Annotated in this window: 15 protein-coding genes; 11 read left to right on the top strand and 4 right to left on the bottom strand. The window is 68.8% G+C overall.

Annotated elements, in window-relative coordinates; all coding sequences use genetic code 11:
- Positions 1-116: 116 nt before the first annotated feature.
- The gene (locus KGA66_RS24095; RefSeq protein WP_211470938.1) at positions 117-431 is read right to left on the bottom strand and encodes a hypothetical protein; all 315 of its coding nucleotides are present in this window, start codon (positions 429-431) and stop codon (positions 117-119) included.
- 182 nt (positions 432-613) lie between these two features.
- On the opposite strand from KGA66_RS24095, the gene KGA66_RS24090 reads away from it, so the two are divergent.
- From KGA66_RS24090 to KGA66_RS24045, 10 genes are read left to right on the top strand one after another with little or no spacing between them, the layout of a single operon-like run.
- Positions 614-1,627 carry a 2OG-Fe(II) oxygenase family protein gene (locus KGA66_RS24090; protein ID WP_211470936.1) on the top strand — a complete coding sequence of 338 codons (1,014 nt, stop codon included), beginning with the start codon at positions 614-616 and terminating at the stop codon, positions 1,625-1,627.
- Positions 1,624-2,304, top strand: coding sequence for a PIG-L deacetylase family protein (locus KGA66_RS24085; RefSeq protein WP_211470934.1), 681 nt, complete (start codon positions 1,624-1,626; stop codon positions 2,302-2,304). The genes KGA66_RS24090 and KGA66_RS24085 overlap by 4 nt, the downstream gene beginning before the upstream one ends.
- Positions 2,297-3,781: a hypothetical protein gene (locus KGA66_RS24080; RefSeq protein ID WP_211470932.1), complete on the top strand. Its 1,485-nt coding sequence runs from the start codon at positions 2,297-2,299 to the stop codon at positions 3,779-3,781. The genes KGA66_RS24085 and KGA66_RS24080 overlap by 8 nt, the downstream gene beginning before the upstream one ends.
- 3 nt (positions 3,782-3,784) lie before the next feature.
- The gene (locus KGA66_RS24075; protein ID WP_211470930.1) at positions 3,785-4,030 is read left to right on the top strand and encodes a phosphopantetheine-binding protein; all 246 of its coding nucleotides are present in this window, start codon (positions 3,785-3,787) and stop codon (positions 4,028-4,030) included.
- Between the two features lie 8 nt (positions 4,031-4,038).
- Positions 4,039-5,052 carry a phytanoyl-CoA dioxygenase family protein gene (locus KGA66_RS24070; RefSeq protein WP_211470928.1) on the top strand — a complete coding sequence of 338 codons (1,014 nt, stop codon included), beginning with the start codon at positions 4,039-4,041 and terminating at the stop codon, positions 5,050-5,052.
- A complete protein-coding gene (locus KGA66_RS24065; RefSeq protein WP_211470926.1) occupies positions 5,052-6,155 on the top strand; it encodes a nucleotidyltransferase domain-containing protein in 1,104 nt (367 codons plus the stop codon). Before KGA66_RS24070 ends, KGA66_RS24065 begins: the two co-directional genes overlap by 1 nt.
- 36 nt (positions 6,156-6,191) lie before the next feature.
- The gene (gene pseB, locus KGA66_RS24060) at positions 6,192-7,235 is read left to right on the top strand and encodes a UDP-N-acetylglucosamine 4,6-dehydratase (inverting) (protein ID WP_211470924.1); all 1,044 of its coding nucleotides are present in this window, start codon (positions 6,192-6,194) and stop codon (positions 7,233-7,235) included.
- A gap of 2 nt (positions 7,236-7,237) precedes the next feature.
- A complete protein-coding gene (locus KGA66_RS24055) occupies positions 7,238-8,194 on the top strand; it encodes a phytanoyl-CoA dioxygenase family protein (RefSeq protein ID WP_211470922.1) in 957 nt (318 codons plus the stop codon).
- Positions 8,191-9,015, top strand: coding sequence for a WbqC family protein (locus KGA66_RS24050; protein WP_211470920.1), 825 nt, complete (start codon positions 8,191-8,193; stop codon positions 9,013-9,015). Before KGA66_RS24055 ends, KGA66_RS24050 begins: the two co-directional genes overlap by 4 nt.
- 7 nt (positions 9,016-9,022) lie before the next feature.
- Positions 9,023-10,015 (top strand): glycosyltransferase family 2 protein, encoded by a 993-nt coding sequence (locus KGA66_RS24045; RefSeq protein ID WP_211470918.1) that lies wholly within the window; start codon positions 9,023-9,025, stop codon positions 10,013-10,015.
- A 46-nt stretch (positions 10,016-10,061) separates the two neighbouring features.
- On the opposite strand, the gene KGA66_RS24040 is transcribed toward KGA66_RS24045, so the two are convergent.
- Both KGA66_RS24040 and KGA66_RS31850 read right to left on the bottom strand, forming a co-directional pair.
- Positions 10,062-11,837: an ABC transporter ATP-binding protein gene (locus tag KGA66_RS24040; RefSeq protein WP_211470916.1), complete on the bottom strand. Its 1,776-nt coding sequence runs from the start codon at positions 11,835-11,837 to the stop codon at positions 10,062-10,064.
- Positions 11,834-13,711 carry an ABC transporter ATP-binding protein gene (locus KGA66_RS31850; RefSeq protein ID WP_211470914.1) on the bottom strand — a complete coding sequence of 626 codons (1,878 nt, stop codon included), beginning with the start codon at positions 13,709-13,711 and terminating at the stop codon, positions 11,834-11,836. Before KGA66_RS31850 ends, KGA66_RS24040 begins: the two co-directional genes overlap by 4 nt.
- A 183-nt stretch (positions 13,712-13,894) precedes the next feature.
- Here KGA66_RS31850 and KGA66_RS24030 point away from each other — a divergent pair, with 183 nt between their 5' ends.
- Positions 13,895-14,542 carry a dTMP kinase gene (locus KGA66_RS24030; protein ID WP_211470912.1) on the top strand — a complete coding sequence of 216 codons (648 nt, stop codon included), beginning with the start codon at positions 13,895-13,897 and terminating at the stop codon, positions 14,540-14,542.
- A 91-nt stretch (positions 14,543-14,633) separates the two neighbouring features.
- On the opposite strand, the gene KGA66_RS24025 is transcribed toward KGA66_RS24030, so the two are convergent.
- Positions 14,634-15,617: a ParB/RepB/Spo0J family partition protein gene (locus KGA66_RS24025; RefSeq protein WP_211470910.1), complete on the bottom strand. Its 984-nt coding sequence runs from the start codon at positions 15,615-15,617 to the stop codon at positions 14,634-14,636.
- Between the last annotated feature and the right edge of the window lie 325 nt (positions 15,618-15,942).

Below are 15,942 nucleotides of genomic sequence, written 5' to 3'. Positions count from 1 at the left end.
ACCGAACCAGCCCCCGCACCAACGCCGAACGCCGCAACGGGCACACCCAGAAAGCCCGCTACACCATCACCATCGCCGAGTCGAATCTCCCCAAAGCGGACTGACCGGCCCTAACTTTAGGGCAGTGGCTCCAGCACTGTGGATCGACGCAGCAGAGCCTCGAAAACGGTCCCTTTGTTGACGAGATTCCAGACCCGTCGATTGTCGCGCGTCCGAAGGCCCGCACCGCCCACGTAACTGCCGGACTCGGGATCCTGGTCCGCGCGTACACCGTTGACAGATTCGCCCATCGACTGCTCGACGAGCCTGTCGCGCATGGACTTCACCGTCGTTTCGTCAAGGGCGCCGGAGACCACGCAGTAGCCGTGCACGGCCAGGTCGTGCCGCGCCAGTTCCACGTCCTCGGTCGGTTCGGGAAGCGCTTCGGCCACCGGAATCCCCCTCGCGTTCGGCGAATATCGGCCGAAGCTAGCACGCGCGCAGAACAACCCGGAGACGTGCAAATCCATCCCCTGGAGCGTTCAACCGAGGAATACACCCGGTTGCACACCGCGAATGAACCCTGAGAATCTCCAGCACTACCGGAATCCACGGCGAAGGGGAGGGAAAGCCGGTGGGCATACCTGTTCTGGACCTTGAGGCGGCCGCAAAGTCTTCTCCCGAGGTGTTGCGCGAATGGGGGGACGCGGCGCGCGGATTCGGCGTTTTCCGGCTGGTGAACCACGGCATCCCGACGTCCGTTCGGGAGTCGTGCGCGGCGGCGGCGCGCTGGTTCCACGGCCGGGAGGCATCCTGGAAGGACCGCTTCGCCATCGAGCGCTCACGAGGCAACAAGGGCTTCGTGCCCGCCGATTTCTCGCCGCGTGCCCCGAGTTCGAATCGCGTCGTGCGTGACTACGCCTCGCTGGACTTCGGCACCGAGTCGACGTCTGCCGACGGCCTGCGCGCGATCCTGCTCGGCCCGAATCTGTGGCCTGACGAGCCGGGGTTCCGCAGCGCGGTCGAGGCATACCACGAGGCGGTACACGCCTGCGCGGTACGCGTGTCCCGGCTGCTGTCCCTAGTCTGTGGACTGGAGGAGAAGTACATCGAGCAGCGCTCGGTCGACGGCTGTTCACTGTTGCGCCTGCTGCACTACCCGAAGCCCGCGCCGCAGTTCGACTCCGTGGCCGGCCACACGGACTACGAGTGGCTCACCTTGCTCTGGCAGTCCGCCGAAGGGCTCGAGGTCTACGGCCGCGACGGTCGAGTCCACCGGGTCGAGGCCTGCGACGACTCGCTCATCGTGCTGATCGGCGATCTGCTGGAGGTGCTCAGCGGCGGCAGGCTCGAATCGACGCTGCACTGGGTCACGCCGCGCGAGCCGGACCGGTATTCGCTCACGTACTTCTACGGCCCGGGATTCGACGAACTCATCGCGCCGGTCGACGTGCCTGAGACCGCCGCGGCGTACCCGGCGCTCGCGGCCGGGGAACATCTCACGGCCCTGCGGGTTCGGCACTTCGCGCACCTTCGCGCGGCGCTGGCGGACGGCACGCTGCGGCTGCCGTTCGAGCTGCCGGGTGGCAACCCGCTCAAAGCAGCGAAGGAGTCCCGCCTAGCCGCGAGCGTGGCGGCGGCCCGATGACCGTGCTGGCGATCATGGCACACCCGGATGACGAGACCCTCGGCTGCGGTGCCACGCTGGCCGGACTGGCCCGCACCCGCGACGTCCACGTTCTGATCCTCGGCGACGGAATCACCGCCCGGATCGAGGCGCGCGGCGAATCGGCGGCGCTGGCCGATCTGTATCAGGACGCCGAGCGGGCCCGCGACACGCTCGGCGCGGCGTCGCTCACCCTGGAGAAGCTGCCCGACCTGCGCTTCGACACGGTCCCCATGCTGGAGATCGTCTGGCGCGTCGAGGCCGTGCTGCGCCGACTGCGTCCCGACACCGTGTACACGCACCACGCCGGGGACCTCAACCGCGACCACCGGATCACGGCCGAGGCGGTGCTCGCGGCAACAAGGCCGACCGGGGACGCGATCGTGGGCGATGTCTACGCCTGCGAGGTGCCGTCCGCCACCGAGTGGGCCTTCGACCGGCTCACCGGCCCGTTCCGTCCGAATGTCTTCGTCGACGCGACGGACACCATCGAGAAAAAGGTCGAGGCGATGGAGTGCTATCGCTCGGAACGACGGCCTGCGCCGCATCCACGGTCCGCCGAGGCGCTGCGCGCGCTCGCGCGGTACCGCGGATCCACGGCCGGGCTCCAGTACGCGGAGGCGTTCGAGCTGGTGCGATCGGTGCGAACCGGTGAATGAGACCCCGGAAGGTTCGGTGCTTCCGGACATCGGCAGGCTGGCTTGGCGAGCCGCGCTCGACGCCGACGGGGCTCGACGAGAGGTCGAACTGCGGGCCGCTGAGCTCTCCGGGTTCGAACGCGCCGTGCTCGGTGTCGTACTCGAGGTCGCAGACACCGGCGCGAACCGGAGGACGGCCGCGCCGCGCATCCTGCCCGAACTGGTCGGCCTGAGCCGGACGATCGCGGCCGAACGCGGCGGGCGCGACGGGGCGTCGATCCGCATGGATCTGCGCCGCGTCGCCAACGCCAAGACGCTGCACCTGCTGCGCGAGGCCGGCCTCTACGAGGATGGTGAAGGCGTGCAGCCGGTTTGGCCGCACGCCGGAATGCTGATCCTCAACACCATGCTCGGCTGCAGCTTCGGCTGCGCCTACTGCTTCCGCGCGGACGAGCAGCAGGAGGGCGTCGAGTGGTTCCTGAGCGGTCGGCCCACCCAGGTGGTGGACGAGGCCACGGTCGTCGACCGGCTCGCCCGGCATCCGCTGTTCGTCCCAGGCGTCACCCAGATCGGCCTGCACTCGGCGACCACTGAGCCGTTCCTGCCTCAGGTCCGCGAGAGTACCTTCGCGCTGCTCGATCTGCTGGAGAGTGCCAGCTGGGGCAACGACGTCATGATCATAACGAAGCACTTCCTGCGGGAGGCGGACGTCGATCGGCTCGCCGCCTACCGCTCCTTCCAGATCCTGCTGTTCCTGACCCACAACGCCGCGCCCGCCGCAATGGAGACGATGGGCGCCAGCGCGGGCTTCCTCGAACGCAAGAGGCGCACGGTCGAACACGTACTCGCCCGGCCGAACCTGGCCGCCGCGCACTACTACCGCCCGATCGTGCCGGGGTGGAACGACGCGCCCGAGCAGATCGAGGCGGCGCTGCGTTTCGGCGAGCCGCTGGGACTGACCGTCATCGGCGGACTTAAGGAGATCCCGCAGCTGAAGGAGGTCAGCGCGCTGCGCGGGCTGCCGCTGCCGCTGCTCGATGATACGGCTGGCCGGGACAAGCACTTTCCGCCCGAACTGGTGGATCGCATCCTCAAGATCCACCGGGAACTCGGGCTGACGAGCACCATCGTCGGCGACCAGTCCTGCGGCCTCACGGTGATGCTCTCCCGGCTGCGCGGCAGGCCGGTGCCGAACGTCGAGGCCACCCGGATGTACGACCTGGCCACCGGCCGGTCGGCTAAGTGCATGGGGCTGTGCTCGCCCGAGCAGTTGGCCGCGTGCACGGCCCCGGCACCGCCTGAACCCGCGCGGGTCGAGGCGCTGCTGCACCGGTTCGGCGTGACCGCGCAGTTCGCCGTGGCGCCGGACGGAGTGCGGCTGTATTCGACCCGGCAGCCCGACCGCCACGTGATCGACGCGCTGGCGGCCCACCTTCGCTTCGCCGTCCACTGGCGCGGCGACCGGCAGGCCGCGACGACCCCGCCCGTAGAGGAGTGACCCATGTCCCAGGACAAGCTGTCCGACGTACTGCGCGACCACATGCCCGAAGCGCCCGCGCTGGGCGCGCTCGACCCGGAGGCCAACCTCGTCGACCTCGGCATCGACTCGCTGCGCCTGGTCGAGCTGATCATCTCGCTCGAGGACTCGTTCGACGTGCTTATCCCGGACGAGGAGATGCTCGCCGAGAACTTTCGCACCGTGGGCACGATCGCCGCGCTGGTCGACCGGCTCACCGCCGGCGTGTGAGGCGCACGATGACGACGCATTCCCTGCCGGTTGGCGCGCTGGCCGAGGTTGCGCTCGACGCCGCCGATCTCGAGCGTGGCCCGGCGGATCCGGCGAAGGTGGCCGCGGCTGTGCGGGCGATCACCGAGGACGGCGCGGTGATCGTCCTCGGCGCGCTCGACCCCGCGCCGCTGCGGCGGCTGGCGCGGCGGATGGAGGAGGATCTCAGGGAACTGCTGCTCAGGCCGGACCGGGCGGAGAACTTCGCCCCCGGCCACCTGCAGCAGGACCCGCCGGCGGAGCCGGTGTCGCTGCGGCCAGACCTGCTGGCCCACCCCTTCGTGCTGAGCGTCTGCCGCCAGGTGTTGCGGCAGCCGCTGCGCTTGACGTCGTACACGAACAACACGAATCTCGCCGGGTCGTGCGACCAGGACGTGCACGTCGACGAAGGACAACTGTGGCCTGGGCTGGACCGCGCCCACCCGGCGGCGCGGCTGACCGTCAACGTCCCGCTCTCTCCGGCCAACGCCGAGTCGGGGGCCATCGAACTCTGGCCGGGCACCCATCTGGATCCGCGGCTGTCTCGGTTTGCCGCGACGCCGCAGGACGGCGTCGCGCTGGCGCTGTCCTATATGCGCGCGGCCAAGCGCGCCGAGGTCGCCGACGTGCCGAACCGCCGGGTGGGGCTCACCGTGCCGGAGTCGCTGCTGCGCGAACAACGCATACAGCGGCCTCCGGTGCGGGCCGAGACCCGGCTGGGAGACCTGATCATCCGCGACCCCCGGCTGTGGCATCGCGGAACCGCCAACCACGCGGCGAAGTGCCGATTCATGCTCGCGCTCACGTACGACCCGCAGTGGCGCCGGTGCGTCGAGCCGATGGAGCTTCCGCCGCAGGCCCGCGACCTGTTCGAGGCGGCAGGCCTGGCGGCCTGCGCGATCTACCAGAAGGGCCCCATCGACCATCTCGGCCGACACCGTCCGCCGCCCGAGAGCCCGCTCAGACGAGCCGCGGTCGACCGCCGAACCCCAGGGAGCACCTGATGTCCACGCGACGCGAAGTCGCCCTGCTGCTGCGTGCCTCGGCCCCGTCCGACGGACCGCTCGTACCCGAGCCGGACCTGGCACAGCTCGACTGGGCCTATCTGCTCGACACCGCCTTCCGACACCGGGTCGCGGCGCTGGTCGGCAGCCGCATGGTGGCCGACGGTTGGTTCGAGCCGGAGGGTCGGCAGGACTACGTCCAGGACGCGCTGCTCTCGGCCTACGCTCTCAACAGCAGCCGCAATCGAGTGCTTCTCGGAGAATCGGTTCGACTCGTCGAGCTGCTCCGGGCACGCGGCGTCGCCGTCGCGCTTCGCAAGGGCGCCTACCTCGCACCGGCGGTCTACCGCGACCCTGGACTACGTCCGATGAGCGACATCGACATCTTCGTCGAGCGCGCGCAGGCGCGCTCGGTGGCCGAGGTACTCGAGGCGGAGGGCTACGTCGCCGGATCCGTGGACGCCCGCGGAACGATCCGCGCGCTGACGCGTCGGCAGAACGTGTTCTGGAACGTCCATGTCAACAACTTGCCGACGTTCCACCGCCCTGGCTCCGGCCCGATCCAGCGCACCGTCTCGGTAGACGTGTGTTTCGACCTGTTCCTTCCCGCCAGCGGATCCTCGCTTCCCGCCTCGGTCCTGCTCGACGAGGTCGTCGACTTCGAGTCGTGCGGAGTGCGCGTGCCCGTGTTCCGCCCTGAGCACTTCCTGCTGGACGTCGCCGCGCACCTGCACAAGGAGTCGACGACGTTGCGCTACATCGAGAAGCTCAAGCACCAGCGGTTGCTGCAGTACGTGGACGTGGTGAGCCTGATCGCCGCGAATCCGCGCCTCGACTGGACAGTTCTGCTCGACACGGCGCTAACGGCGCACGCCAGCCGGAACGTCTACTTCGCCCTCGCCAACGCGGAGGAACTCTTCCCCGGACGGGTTCCGTACGACGTGCTGGCCCGGCTCGCCGCGGACGGCGAGGTGCCGGACGGCTTCCTTACCGAGTACGCGGCCGTCGATCTCGACACGCCGCTGCACTGGAGCAGTTCCCGCATCGCCGATCGGCTCTTCTCCGACGAGCGTCCGCGGGCGGCGTCGCGATCGCCGATCTAGCAGAGCCCACCCTCCGCTTCGAGAAACGAGAGCCTGATGAGCGCGATCGTCCCGTACGACCTGTACGGAAAATCCATTCTGGTGACCGGCGGCACCGGTTCCTTCGGCCGGGTCTTCGTCCGGCGCGTCCTGAAGGAGTTCGCACCGCGCCGCCTGGTCGTGCTCTCTCGCGACGAGTTCAAACAGTTCGAGATGGCAGCGTCGATCAACGGCTCGAACGTCCGCTACGTCGTCGGCGACGTGCGCGACCAGAGCCGGCTCGGGCGGCTCTTCTCCGGCATCGACGTCGTCGTGCACGCGGCCGCCCTCAAGCAGGTGCCCACGGCCGAGTTCAACCCCATCGAGTGCATCCGGACAAACGTGCTCGGCGCGGAGAACGTCATCAACGCCGCGCTCGACGCCGGGGTCGAGCGGGTGGTCGCGCTGTCCACGGACAAGGCGACGAATCCGATCAACCTCTACGGCGCCACGAAGCTGTGCTCGGACAAGCTCTTCATCGCCGCCAACGGACTCGGCGGCGAGAACGGCACCCGGTTCTCGGTTGTGCGCTACGGCAACGTGGTCGGCTCCCGCGGCAGCGTCATCCCCTTCTTCGAGGAGCGCCGCGCATCCGGCACGCTGCCGATCACCGACCCGCGGATGACCCGCTTCTGGATCACGCTCGAGCGCGGAGCCGAGTTCGTCATCCAGGTGCTCTCGATGATGAGTCGCGGGGAGATCTTCGTGCCCAAGCAGCCGAACATGCGGATGGTGGACCTCGCCAGGGCGATCGCCCCGGAGTGCGCCCAGCAGATCATCGGGATCCGGCCGGGCGAGAAGATCCACGAGGTGCTGATCCCTGCGGACGAGGCCAGGCACACGCTCGAGTTCGACGACTTCTTCGTCATCGTCCCCGCGTTCCACGAGGCATGGGGGACCAAGCCCCCGCAGACCTACGCAGGCCAGGTCGGCAAGCCGGTGGCGACCGGTTTCGAGTACCGCAGCAACGACGAGGCGGACCGCCTGTCCACCGCCGAACTGCGCTCGCTGATCTACCCGCAGGCAGCGACGACCGCCGCACCCGACCAACCCAGGAGGTAGCCGTGTCCACTGCCCCGTCCGCCCTGACCGAGAGCCAGCTGACCGACTTCGAACGGGGCTTCTGCGTCGTCGAGAGCATCCTCGACGAGCCCGCGATCGCCGCGCTGAAGGCGGCGGTGGACGCATTCGCCGACGCCGACAGCCGCTCGGCCGACCTGGGCCGGAACCTCTTGCCGCGGGCGCGCGACCGGGTCAGCAGACTGGTGCGCTCTCCGCTGCTCCACCAGATGCCGCCCGAGCGGCCGCGCGCGCACGAATCGCCGGAGCTCGCTCGACTGACCTGGCACCCGCGGATCACCGCCGTCCTCGACGAGTTGATGGAGCACTGGCGGCCGCGGGCCGAATGGTCGCTCACCGGTGACCTGCCGCCGGTGCTCGACGTGCCCGAGGACCCGCGCCGCGGGCGGTACGTCCTACACCACATCAACGCCGCCCGGCACGACGCCGGAACGGCCGGCCTGCCCTGGCACCACGACTACGACCAATATCCGCAGACCAACCGCTCCCACCTGATGGTGCACGTCCTGATCTATCTCAACGGACTGAACGGCACCGTCGGCGACCTCATGCTGGCCCCCGGAACCCAGTGGTCCGTCGCCAGCAAGCGCGCCCTGTGGCAGCTGGGCTGGCAGCCGCTGCCCGGTGCCGTCGTCGTCGACAATCTGCCGCCCGGATCCGCGGTCTTCATCCAGTCGGCGATGTTCCACGCGCGCATTCCCCGACCCGGCGGGCAGGACGAGCCGCGGTACTTCCTCGACCTGTCCTACTGCCAGCAGGGAATCCGCTGGCCCGACGGCTACCGGGACTCGCATCGCGCGCTGCGGGAGAGGCATCTGGCCGAGGGCGGCCAGCGGGCTTGGATGTTCGACGAGGCATGCTTCTTCGACTCCGTTGCGGCACACCACATCACCGAGACGGCGCGCGGAAGCCTGCTCGCGCAGCCGACGCCCGCTCCGTGACCGGCTCTGCGCGCGTCATCACCTGCCACCAACCGACGTATCTGCCGTGGGCGGGCCTGTTCCACAAGCTCGCCCTCGCGGACTGCTTCGTGGTGATGGACGCCTCCGAGTTCACTTCGCGGAACTGGATCAACCGCAACCGGATCAAGGGGCCGCACGGGTGCTTCTGGCTTACCGTCCCTGTTTCGCGCGCGGACTGTGCCTCGCGGCGGCTGGTGGACACCGCGGTGCAGGCGGCCCCGCCGAGCGACGCAGCGAGCTGGCAGCGACGGCACTGGCGTAGCCTCGAAAGCGCGTACGCGCACGCACCCTACTGGAGCCGCTACGCCGGAATGTTCGAGGATCTCTACCTCGGGCGCACGTGGACGCGGCTCGCCGAGCTCAACGTCGTCCTGCTTCGCCGGCTCGCCGAAGTGCTCGGTATCGAGGCCGAGTTCGTGCTCGCCAGCGAGGTAGGTTGGCAGGGCCGCAAATCGCGGCTCGTGCTCGATCACTGCCGCAGGACAGCTGGCTCCGTCTACGTCTCCGGCATCAACGGGCGCGACTATCTGATCGAGTCCGAGTTCAGGGACGCGGGCATCTCAGTCGTCTACCAGAACTACCGCGGACCAGCCTATCCGCAGTTGTGGGGCGAGTTCGTGCCCGACTTGTCCGTGGTGGACCTGCTGTTCAACGTGGGACCGGAAAGCGGGCCGCTGCTGTTGTCGGGAAACGCGACGCGCGCAGCGCTGAACGAGGCACTCGGCGCGGGTACGGCTCCGGCCGTGGTTGAGATGCCGACCGGCCCGGAGTTGGTCGTTCGACCCCACCGTGGAGAGTGAGTCACCCGTGAGTACCCCCACGCTGTCCGTTATCATCCCGTGCCGCCTCGGCGGCGGGCTCGGAGCGCAGATGCGGGGAGCGCTGCTGCGGCTCACGTTGGTGGCCCTGGACTGCCAGACGACGCCGAGGGACGACTTCGAGGTCGTCCTCGTGGACGACGCAAGTTCCATCGACTTGGACAGCTTCGTCGGAAGCTTCGGCCATGAGTATCCGTCGCTCCCGCTGCGAGTCCTGCGCAACGCGGGGCCGGTATACGGCCAGTCGCACGCCTACAACCTCGGACTCGACGCGGCGCGCGGCCGCATCGTACTGCTCTGCACCGACGATTCGCTGCTCGCCCCCGACACAGTGGGGAGCCACATCGCCGCGCACGAGGGGCGGCTCGAACCGGCTTACGTCTGCGGCATCGAGCGGCAGTACATGTTCAGCGTCTTGTTCCGCGACGTCATCGCCGGAACGCTGCAACCGCCTGGCGACCTCGCCATCCGCGTCTTCGGCGCGTTGCTCGGCTTTACCGATCTGCGGCGTACCGCCGAACAGCTGGGATTCACGGACTGGGCCGTGACGCCGAATCTGGTTCGGCACCACTATGACGAACTTCAACGCAGGTCCGCACTCACCCCGGGCTTCGAGGACATGTATAGGGAGCTCGAAAGCGACCGCACCGACATGGACTGGCTCGCCGTGCGAATGGGCAACCACTCGATACGCCGTCAGGCGCTCAAGGAGATCGGCGACCTCGACGAGGGCATCGGCGGCAGCAACTCGGACCAAGCTCTCGGCCTTCGTCTCCAGGATGCCGCAATACCCGTCGTGCTCGATCGCGGGGCGCACAGCGTCCTGCTCGAACACCGCAGGGATCTGCGGTCCTTCACCGGCGAGAGCGGTCTGGCGGCGCTGGCCGCGCGCTGGCCTAGACCAGACGTCTTACGGCTGCGGGAGTACTTTGCACTCGGATACGAGCGATCCATCTCCGCATACCGGAATCTGCTCAGCTAAGGAACAGGCGGGCGACGGCGTACCAGGCCGCCCGCCGCCGTGTTGCTCACCGGTACGCCGCCGCCTGCATCTCGAACAGTTCGGCGTAGAGACCCGCGCTCGCCATGAGCTCGGTGTGGCTTCCTTGTTCGAGGATGCGGCCGTCAGCCAGGACGATGATCAGGTCGGCCATCCGGACCGTGGAGAAGCGGTGCGAAATCAGAAGGGTGATTCGGCCGTCGGCCTTCCCGGTCCGGGCGTTCGCAGCGATCCGCTCGAACAACGCGTGCTCGGACTGCGGGTCCAGCGCGGCACTGGGCTCGTCGTAGACGGCGAGCAGCGCCGACGGGCGCATCATCGAGCGCGCCATGGCGATCTTCTGCCACTGGCCGCCGGAAAGATCGACGCCGCCGGTCCACTGAGCGCCGAGTTGCGTGCCGCTGCCCTGGGGGAGGTCCACGACGAACCGGGCGTCACCCGCTTCCAGCGCGGACTCGACCAGCTGTTTGTCGTCGAGCCTGGTCACCTCGCCGACACCTACCGCATGCGCGGCGGTGAACTCGAACCGGGCGTGGTCCTGGAAACCCGCCGTGATGCTGCGCCGGTACGCCGCCAAATCGAGGTCCGCAAGATCCTTGCCGTCGATCAGGATCCGGCCGCGGTCCGGTGCGTACATTCCGGTCAGCAGCTTGACCAGCGTCGTCTTTCCCGCGCCGTTCTCGCCGACCAGGGCGACAACGGCTCCGGCGGGCAGCGTGACCGAGACGTCGGACAGGACCTGCCGGTCGTCCTCGCCGTACCCGAAGCCCACTGCGTCGAGCTCGATGCCCTTGGTGAGCCGCAACGGCGGCGCCGCCAACGCCGCACGCCGCACGAGCGTGGTCTGATCATCCAGCCACCGGTAGTGCTCGGCGACCGCACCGATCCGGGTGACCGACCCGCTGAGGTCGGTGAGCCGGGCGGCGCCAGCGACGACCGCGGCGGCCATGGTAACTGTCAGCGCCACGTCGCCCGCAGTCGCCGATCCGCGAGCCACCTGGCGCAGGACCAGGATCAGCGCACCGGCGTAGGCCGCCGTGAACAGGAGCCAACTGGCGGCGTTCGCGGCGACCGACTTGAACAGAGCGGACTCGGTCTTCGTGCGCACGGCCTCGGCGGCGGCCCGGTGCCTGTCGAGCAGTTCGCCGCTGAGGTCGTAAACGCGCACATCCTTGGCGGACTGTGCTCCCGTCGAGAGTGTGAACAGGTGCTGGGCCAGTCGACGCGGCTGCGCGGCCTGCTTTTCCGCGCTCTGCTTCAGCCGTTCGGAGCGCCGGCTCAGCCAGATCGCCGGGAACGCGACGATCGGCACCAGGCCGAGGAGCGGCTGCAGGCGGCCGAGCAGGACGGCGGTGCTGACGAGCTGCGCCAGCACGACCGGGCCGATCAGCGCCAGCGTCATGCCGTTGGCCAGATCCTCGCTGCCGCGCTTGAGGACCTGGACGCGATCCCAGAACTCCGGCCGCTCGAAGTGCGTCAGCCGCGGCGCCTCGGACGTGAGCGCCAGCAGCCGTCGCTGGACGACCATGACCGACCGCTCGCGCATCCTGATGGTCGCCCACCGGTAACCCACCGGGGCGAGCACCGTGAGCAGCACCGCGATGCCGGCTAGCACGGCGCCGAGCACTACCTGCGGCCGGTCGTGCCGGTAGGCGCCGTCAACGAGCGGACGGACGCCGAGGGCGAGCGCGAGCGGCGCGACGAACGCCGTGGCGCTGACGCAGGTGTAGAGCAGGCAGACGCCGAAACCGATCTCGCGAGCGATTCCGGCCAGCAGCCGCGCGGTGTGGGAAGGAAACCTCATCGGTCGGCCACCACTTCGGAGTCGAGGGAGTCTGAGTCGGCGAAGCGCGCGGCCTGCAGTGCGAACATGTGCGCATAGCGGCCGCCGCGCTTGATGAGTTCGTCATGCGTGCCCTGCTCCGCGACACGGCCGTCATCGAGAACCACGATGGAATCCGCGCGACGCACCGTCGAGAAGCGGTGCGAGATCACGACCGTCGTCAGGCCCTCGGTGAGTTCGAGGAAGCGCTCGTGCAGCCGGGCCTCGGCACGCGCGTCGAGATGCGCGGCCGGTTCGTCCAGAATCAGCACGCGCGCACCGTGGCGCACCGCGAACAGCGCCCGGGCGAGTGCGACCTTCTGCCACTGGCCGCCCGACAGATCCGTGCCGTCGGTGTATTCCGCGGACAACGGCGTGTCCCATCCCGCGCCGAGGGCGGCGAGGTCTTCGGCGATCTCGGCTTCGGCAGCGGCTTGAACCATGCCAGCCTCGTCATCCATCGCTTCCACGCGGCCGAATCCGACGTTCGCGCGGGCCGGCAGCGCGAATCGGGTCGAGTCCTGGAAGACCGCCGCGATGTTGCGCCGCCACGACTTCTTGTCGGCGCCCGCCAGATCCACGCCGTCGACGGCGATGCGGCCCTTGGTAGGCTCGTACAGCCCGCAGAACAGCTTGACCAGCGTGCTCTTGCCGGCGCCGTTCGCGCCGACGATCGCCAGCGAGCGGCCGGCCGGGATCTCGAGGCCGAGGGCGGCCAGCGAATCCGCGTCCGCGTTCGGATAGCGGAAGGAGACGTTCTCGAAGCTGATCGAGCGCGTCGGCGCGGCGATCGGCGCGCCGCCCGCGCTGCCACCGTCGGCGCAGCCGTTGACGGCGTCGACCGCATCGGCGTACTTGCTCAGGGTCGCCAGGGCCAGTTCCGTCTGCAATCCCGTCCACGCCGACTGCTGGATTCCGGTCAGCACAAGCATCAAGGACTGGATGTATATGGCGGCGTCGCCGGGAGCCACCTGCCCGTCGACCGCCCGGGCGGCGATCCAGGCGAGCGAGCCGAGCACCGCCACAGCGAGTGTTCCAGTGGCCAGCGTCGGTCTCCGCGGAATCGGCGTGAGCACCGACCGCATCGACTCGCGCCAGGTGGCGGAGAAGGCGCGCAGGAGGAATCCGCTCAGTCCGAAGACCCGGACCTCCTTGGCCGCGGTCGGATCGGATCCGAGCGCGTAGAGGTATTCGAGCCGCCGCGAGCTCTCAGCATTGCCGTAGTGGTGCGCGGCCTCGGTGCGCGAGGCGACCCGCTCCTCCCGCGCCACCCACAGACCCGCGGCCGCGACCGCGAGGCCCGCCCACGGATCAAAGTGCACGAGCGCGACGACCGCTCCCGCGACGACCAGCCAGGAGGTCACCAGGCCGCTCAGCGTCGTCGCCAGCCGTCCGGGCCGCCCCCAGGCGGCGCGGAAGGTATCCCGGCCCACGCTCAGCAGGTCGGCCGTGCGTGCATCCTCGAGGTGGCCGATTCCCTCGGGCCGCATCACGGCGGCCATCAGGTCCCGCTGCAGCGCAGCGTCGACGCGCAGACCCAGCGCGGTCGCACCGGCTGTGCGCACAGTGCTCGCCGTCCACTGCAGGAACAGCAGCACCGTCGCGGCGAGCACCCAGAGCAGCGCGTGGTGTCCGGCCGCCGACTCGAGCCCGTCGCGCGCGACCGCGGGAGCTGCTGCGGCGAGCGCTCCGACCACGCTGACCACCGCCAGCGGCGCCGCGGCGGACAGCAGCGTGCCGAACATGGTCAGCAGCGCGATGCCCGGACCGGTCCGCCACGCGAGTTCGGCGAGGCGTGAGTAGAGCCTGATTCGATGCCCCGGACCGGTCGACGGCTTATGGATCCTGGAAGCCACGTAGCGGCCTTTCTCCCCGATGTTCTGACGGAACGGTTTATCCTCTCCGCTCGTCCGTGATGTGCACAAGATGAGCGACGCGCCGGATTCCCAGTGTCAGGCGCCGTTCGAACACTCCTTTCCGGTGAACGCGTCGAACGGTTTAATGCGGCTTGCCGTCCACGTCTATTCCAAGGAAGTGTCATGCTCATCGTGCTCGACGGAGTGTATTCGGCGGGGAAATCGACGCTCATCAAATTGCTGGCGCGGCGTTTCGCCGAGGAGTCCGGCGAGCCGGTGGTCACCGACTGGAATTCCTCGGAAATCGTCGGCGAGCTGATCCCGAGGTGGAAGCGGGAAGGCAGGCTCGGCGCCTACTCACTCCTCTTCGCCGAGGCCACCGACCTGGCACACCGCTGCGAGACGGTGATCCGCCCCCGACTCGAAGCGGGCAAGGTGGTGATCGCGGACCGGTACGTGCTTTCCGGAATGGCTCGAGCGCTGATTCGCGGAGCCGACCGAAGCCTGGTCGAGGCGGCCTTCGGGTTTGCGCCGCGTGAATTCTTGACGGTCCTCGTCGAATGCCCGGCCCGAATCACTCTGGAACGGAGAATCCGGCTGGGCAAGGTGCTCGACGGCTATCACAGCGGTCGGGATTTTCGACAGGGCTTGAGCATCGAGGAGGACTTCGTCGAATACCAGGAGACGATGGCGCGACTGTATCGCGGCCTCGTTCCCGACAGGGGGCGCCGCATCTACATCGACACGGCAGCCATGACGCCGAACGCGGGGGTCGAGACGATCATGGCCTGCGTCCGTTCGTTGCGCGACGCGGTGGGTGCGGCGTCGTGAGGATCCACTTGACTCATGTGACTGACTAAGTGGCGGTGGTCGAACACTTCTGCGCGACACTGCGCGAGACCGTCTTCCGCCGCCGCTGATCTCAGGGGTTCTCGACGGCCGCTCGGCGCTCGAGGCCCTGGGCGATGTTCTCCCACAGCTGTGCGCAGGCCCGGGCGGCTTTGGCTATGACCGCGGCCTGGTGTGGTGGCACCCGCGTCGCGTAACCGGCCTCCTCGGTGCGGATTATGCGGGCGTCGAGCCAACGGATCAGGGTCCTGCCGTCCTCGGAATAGCGCAGCGCGGGGTCGCGTCGCAGTGACTCGAGCACGTTGACGAGGTTGACCGATTCCGGCCGGGGATGCGGAGTTGGATCCGTCGCGGACCGCGCAACCTCGGCGCGGTCGCCGTCGCCGGGCAGCAGGCTGCGACCCTGCAGCAGCCGTTCACGCACGTCCCGCGCGGTGCCCACTGAGATTCCGGCCTGCCGAGCGATCTCGCGCAACGAGGCTTCGGGATTGCGTTCCAGCACCTCACCGGCGCGGAGCCGCCCGGCCGCGACATTCACCGGGCGCAGCCGTCCGTCCGCTCCGACGCGCATCCCGGACTGGTCCACGTCAGCGCAGGAGTCAGCTCTCAGGGCGGCGACGGTCTTCGTGGCCAGCCCGGTCTTCGCCGCGATCAGCCGATCCGACCACTCGGGATAGCTGCGGATGATCCGCGCCGCGCAGTTCTTCCGGTCGCGCAAGCTCAGCGGGAGCCCGTTCGCGATGTTCGCCTCGACCGCCTTGACGAACACCTCGCGGTCGGTTCCGTCGAAGAACTCCACCTCGATCGTGCTCGCCCCGGCGAGCCGAGCCGCGTGCAGCCGGTGTACGCCGTCGATGACGCGCATCGTCCCGCGATGGACCAGGATCGGCGGCAGGCGCACCTCGACTGCGGCGAGCATCCCGACGTACTCCCGGTCGATCCCGTCCGAGCGTGGCGACTCTCCGGTACGCAGCAGTTCGAGCGGAAGAAATGTCGTCGGCGCGGGCCGCTGCGCGCTCGTGGATCGGTCGGAATCCGAAAGAAGGACGTCCAGCATCTGGTCTCTCCAGGGCAGCGCCGTGCGATGGTGTTCGCCATGCACACTGTCAGCGGGCGCTACCCCACCGGTAACCTCCGACTACGTCAGAACTCTTCGCAGCGCCAGCATGTAGCTTCGCCATAGCCGGGCGACGCCAGGTGGAGTCTGGCTCCCTGAGGGTCGATCACTCCGCCGGGGTCAGTTGAGAGGGCTAGGGCCACTGCCCTAAAGTTAAGGGTGGTCTGATGGTGTGTGGGGTGGTTTGACGATCGCTGGTTGCGACTCGATCACGATGTGGACGGTGCGTCAGATATAACAAAGCTCCTGGTAGGACGTGGGTTGT

The sequence above is a fragment of the Actinocrinis puniceicyclus genome (assembly GCF_018283645.1).
Lineage (GTDB): Bacteria > Actinomycetota > Actinomycetes > Streptomycetales > Catenulisporaceae > Actinocrinis > Actinocrinis puniceicyclus.
Note: the sequence above shows the minus strand (reverse complement) of the source record. Positions and strands in the feature narration are given on the sequence as shown.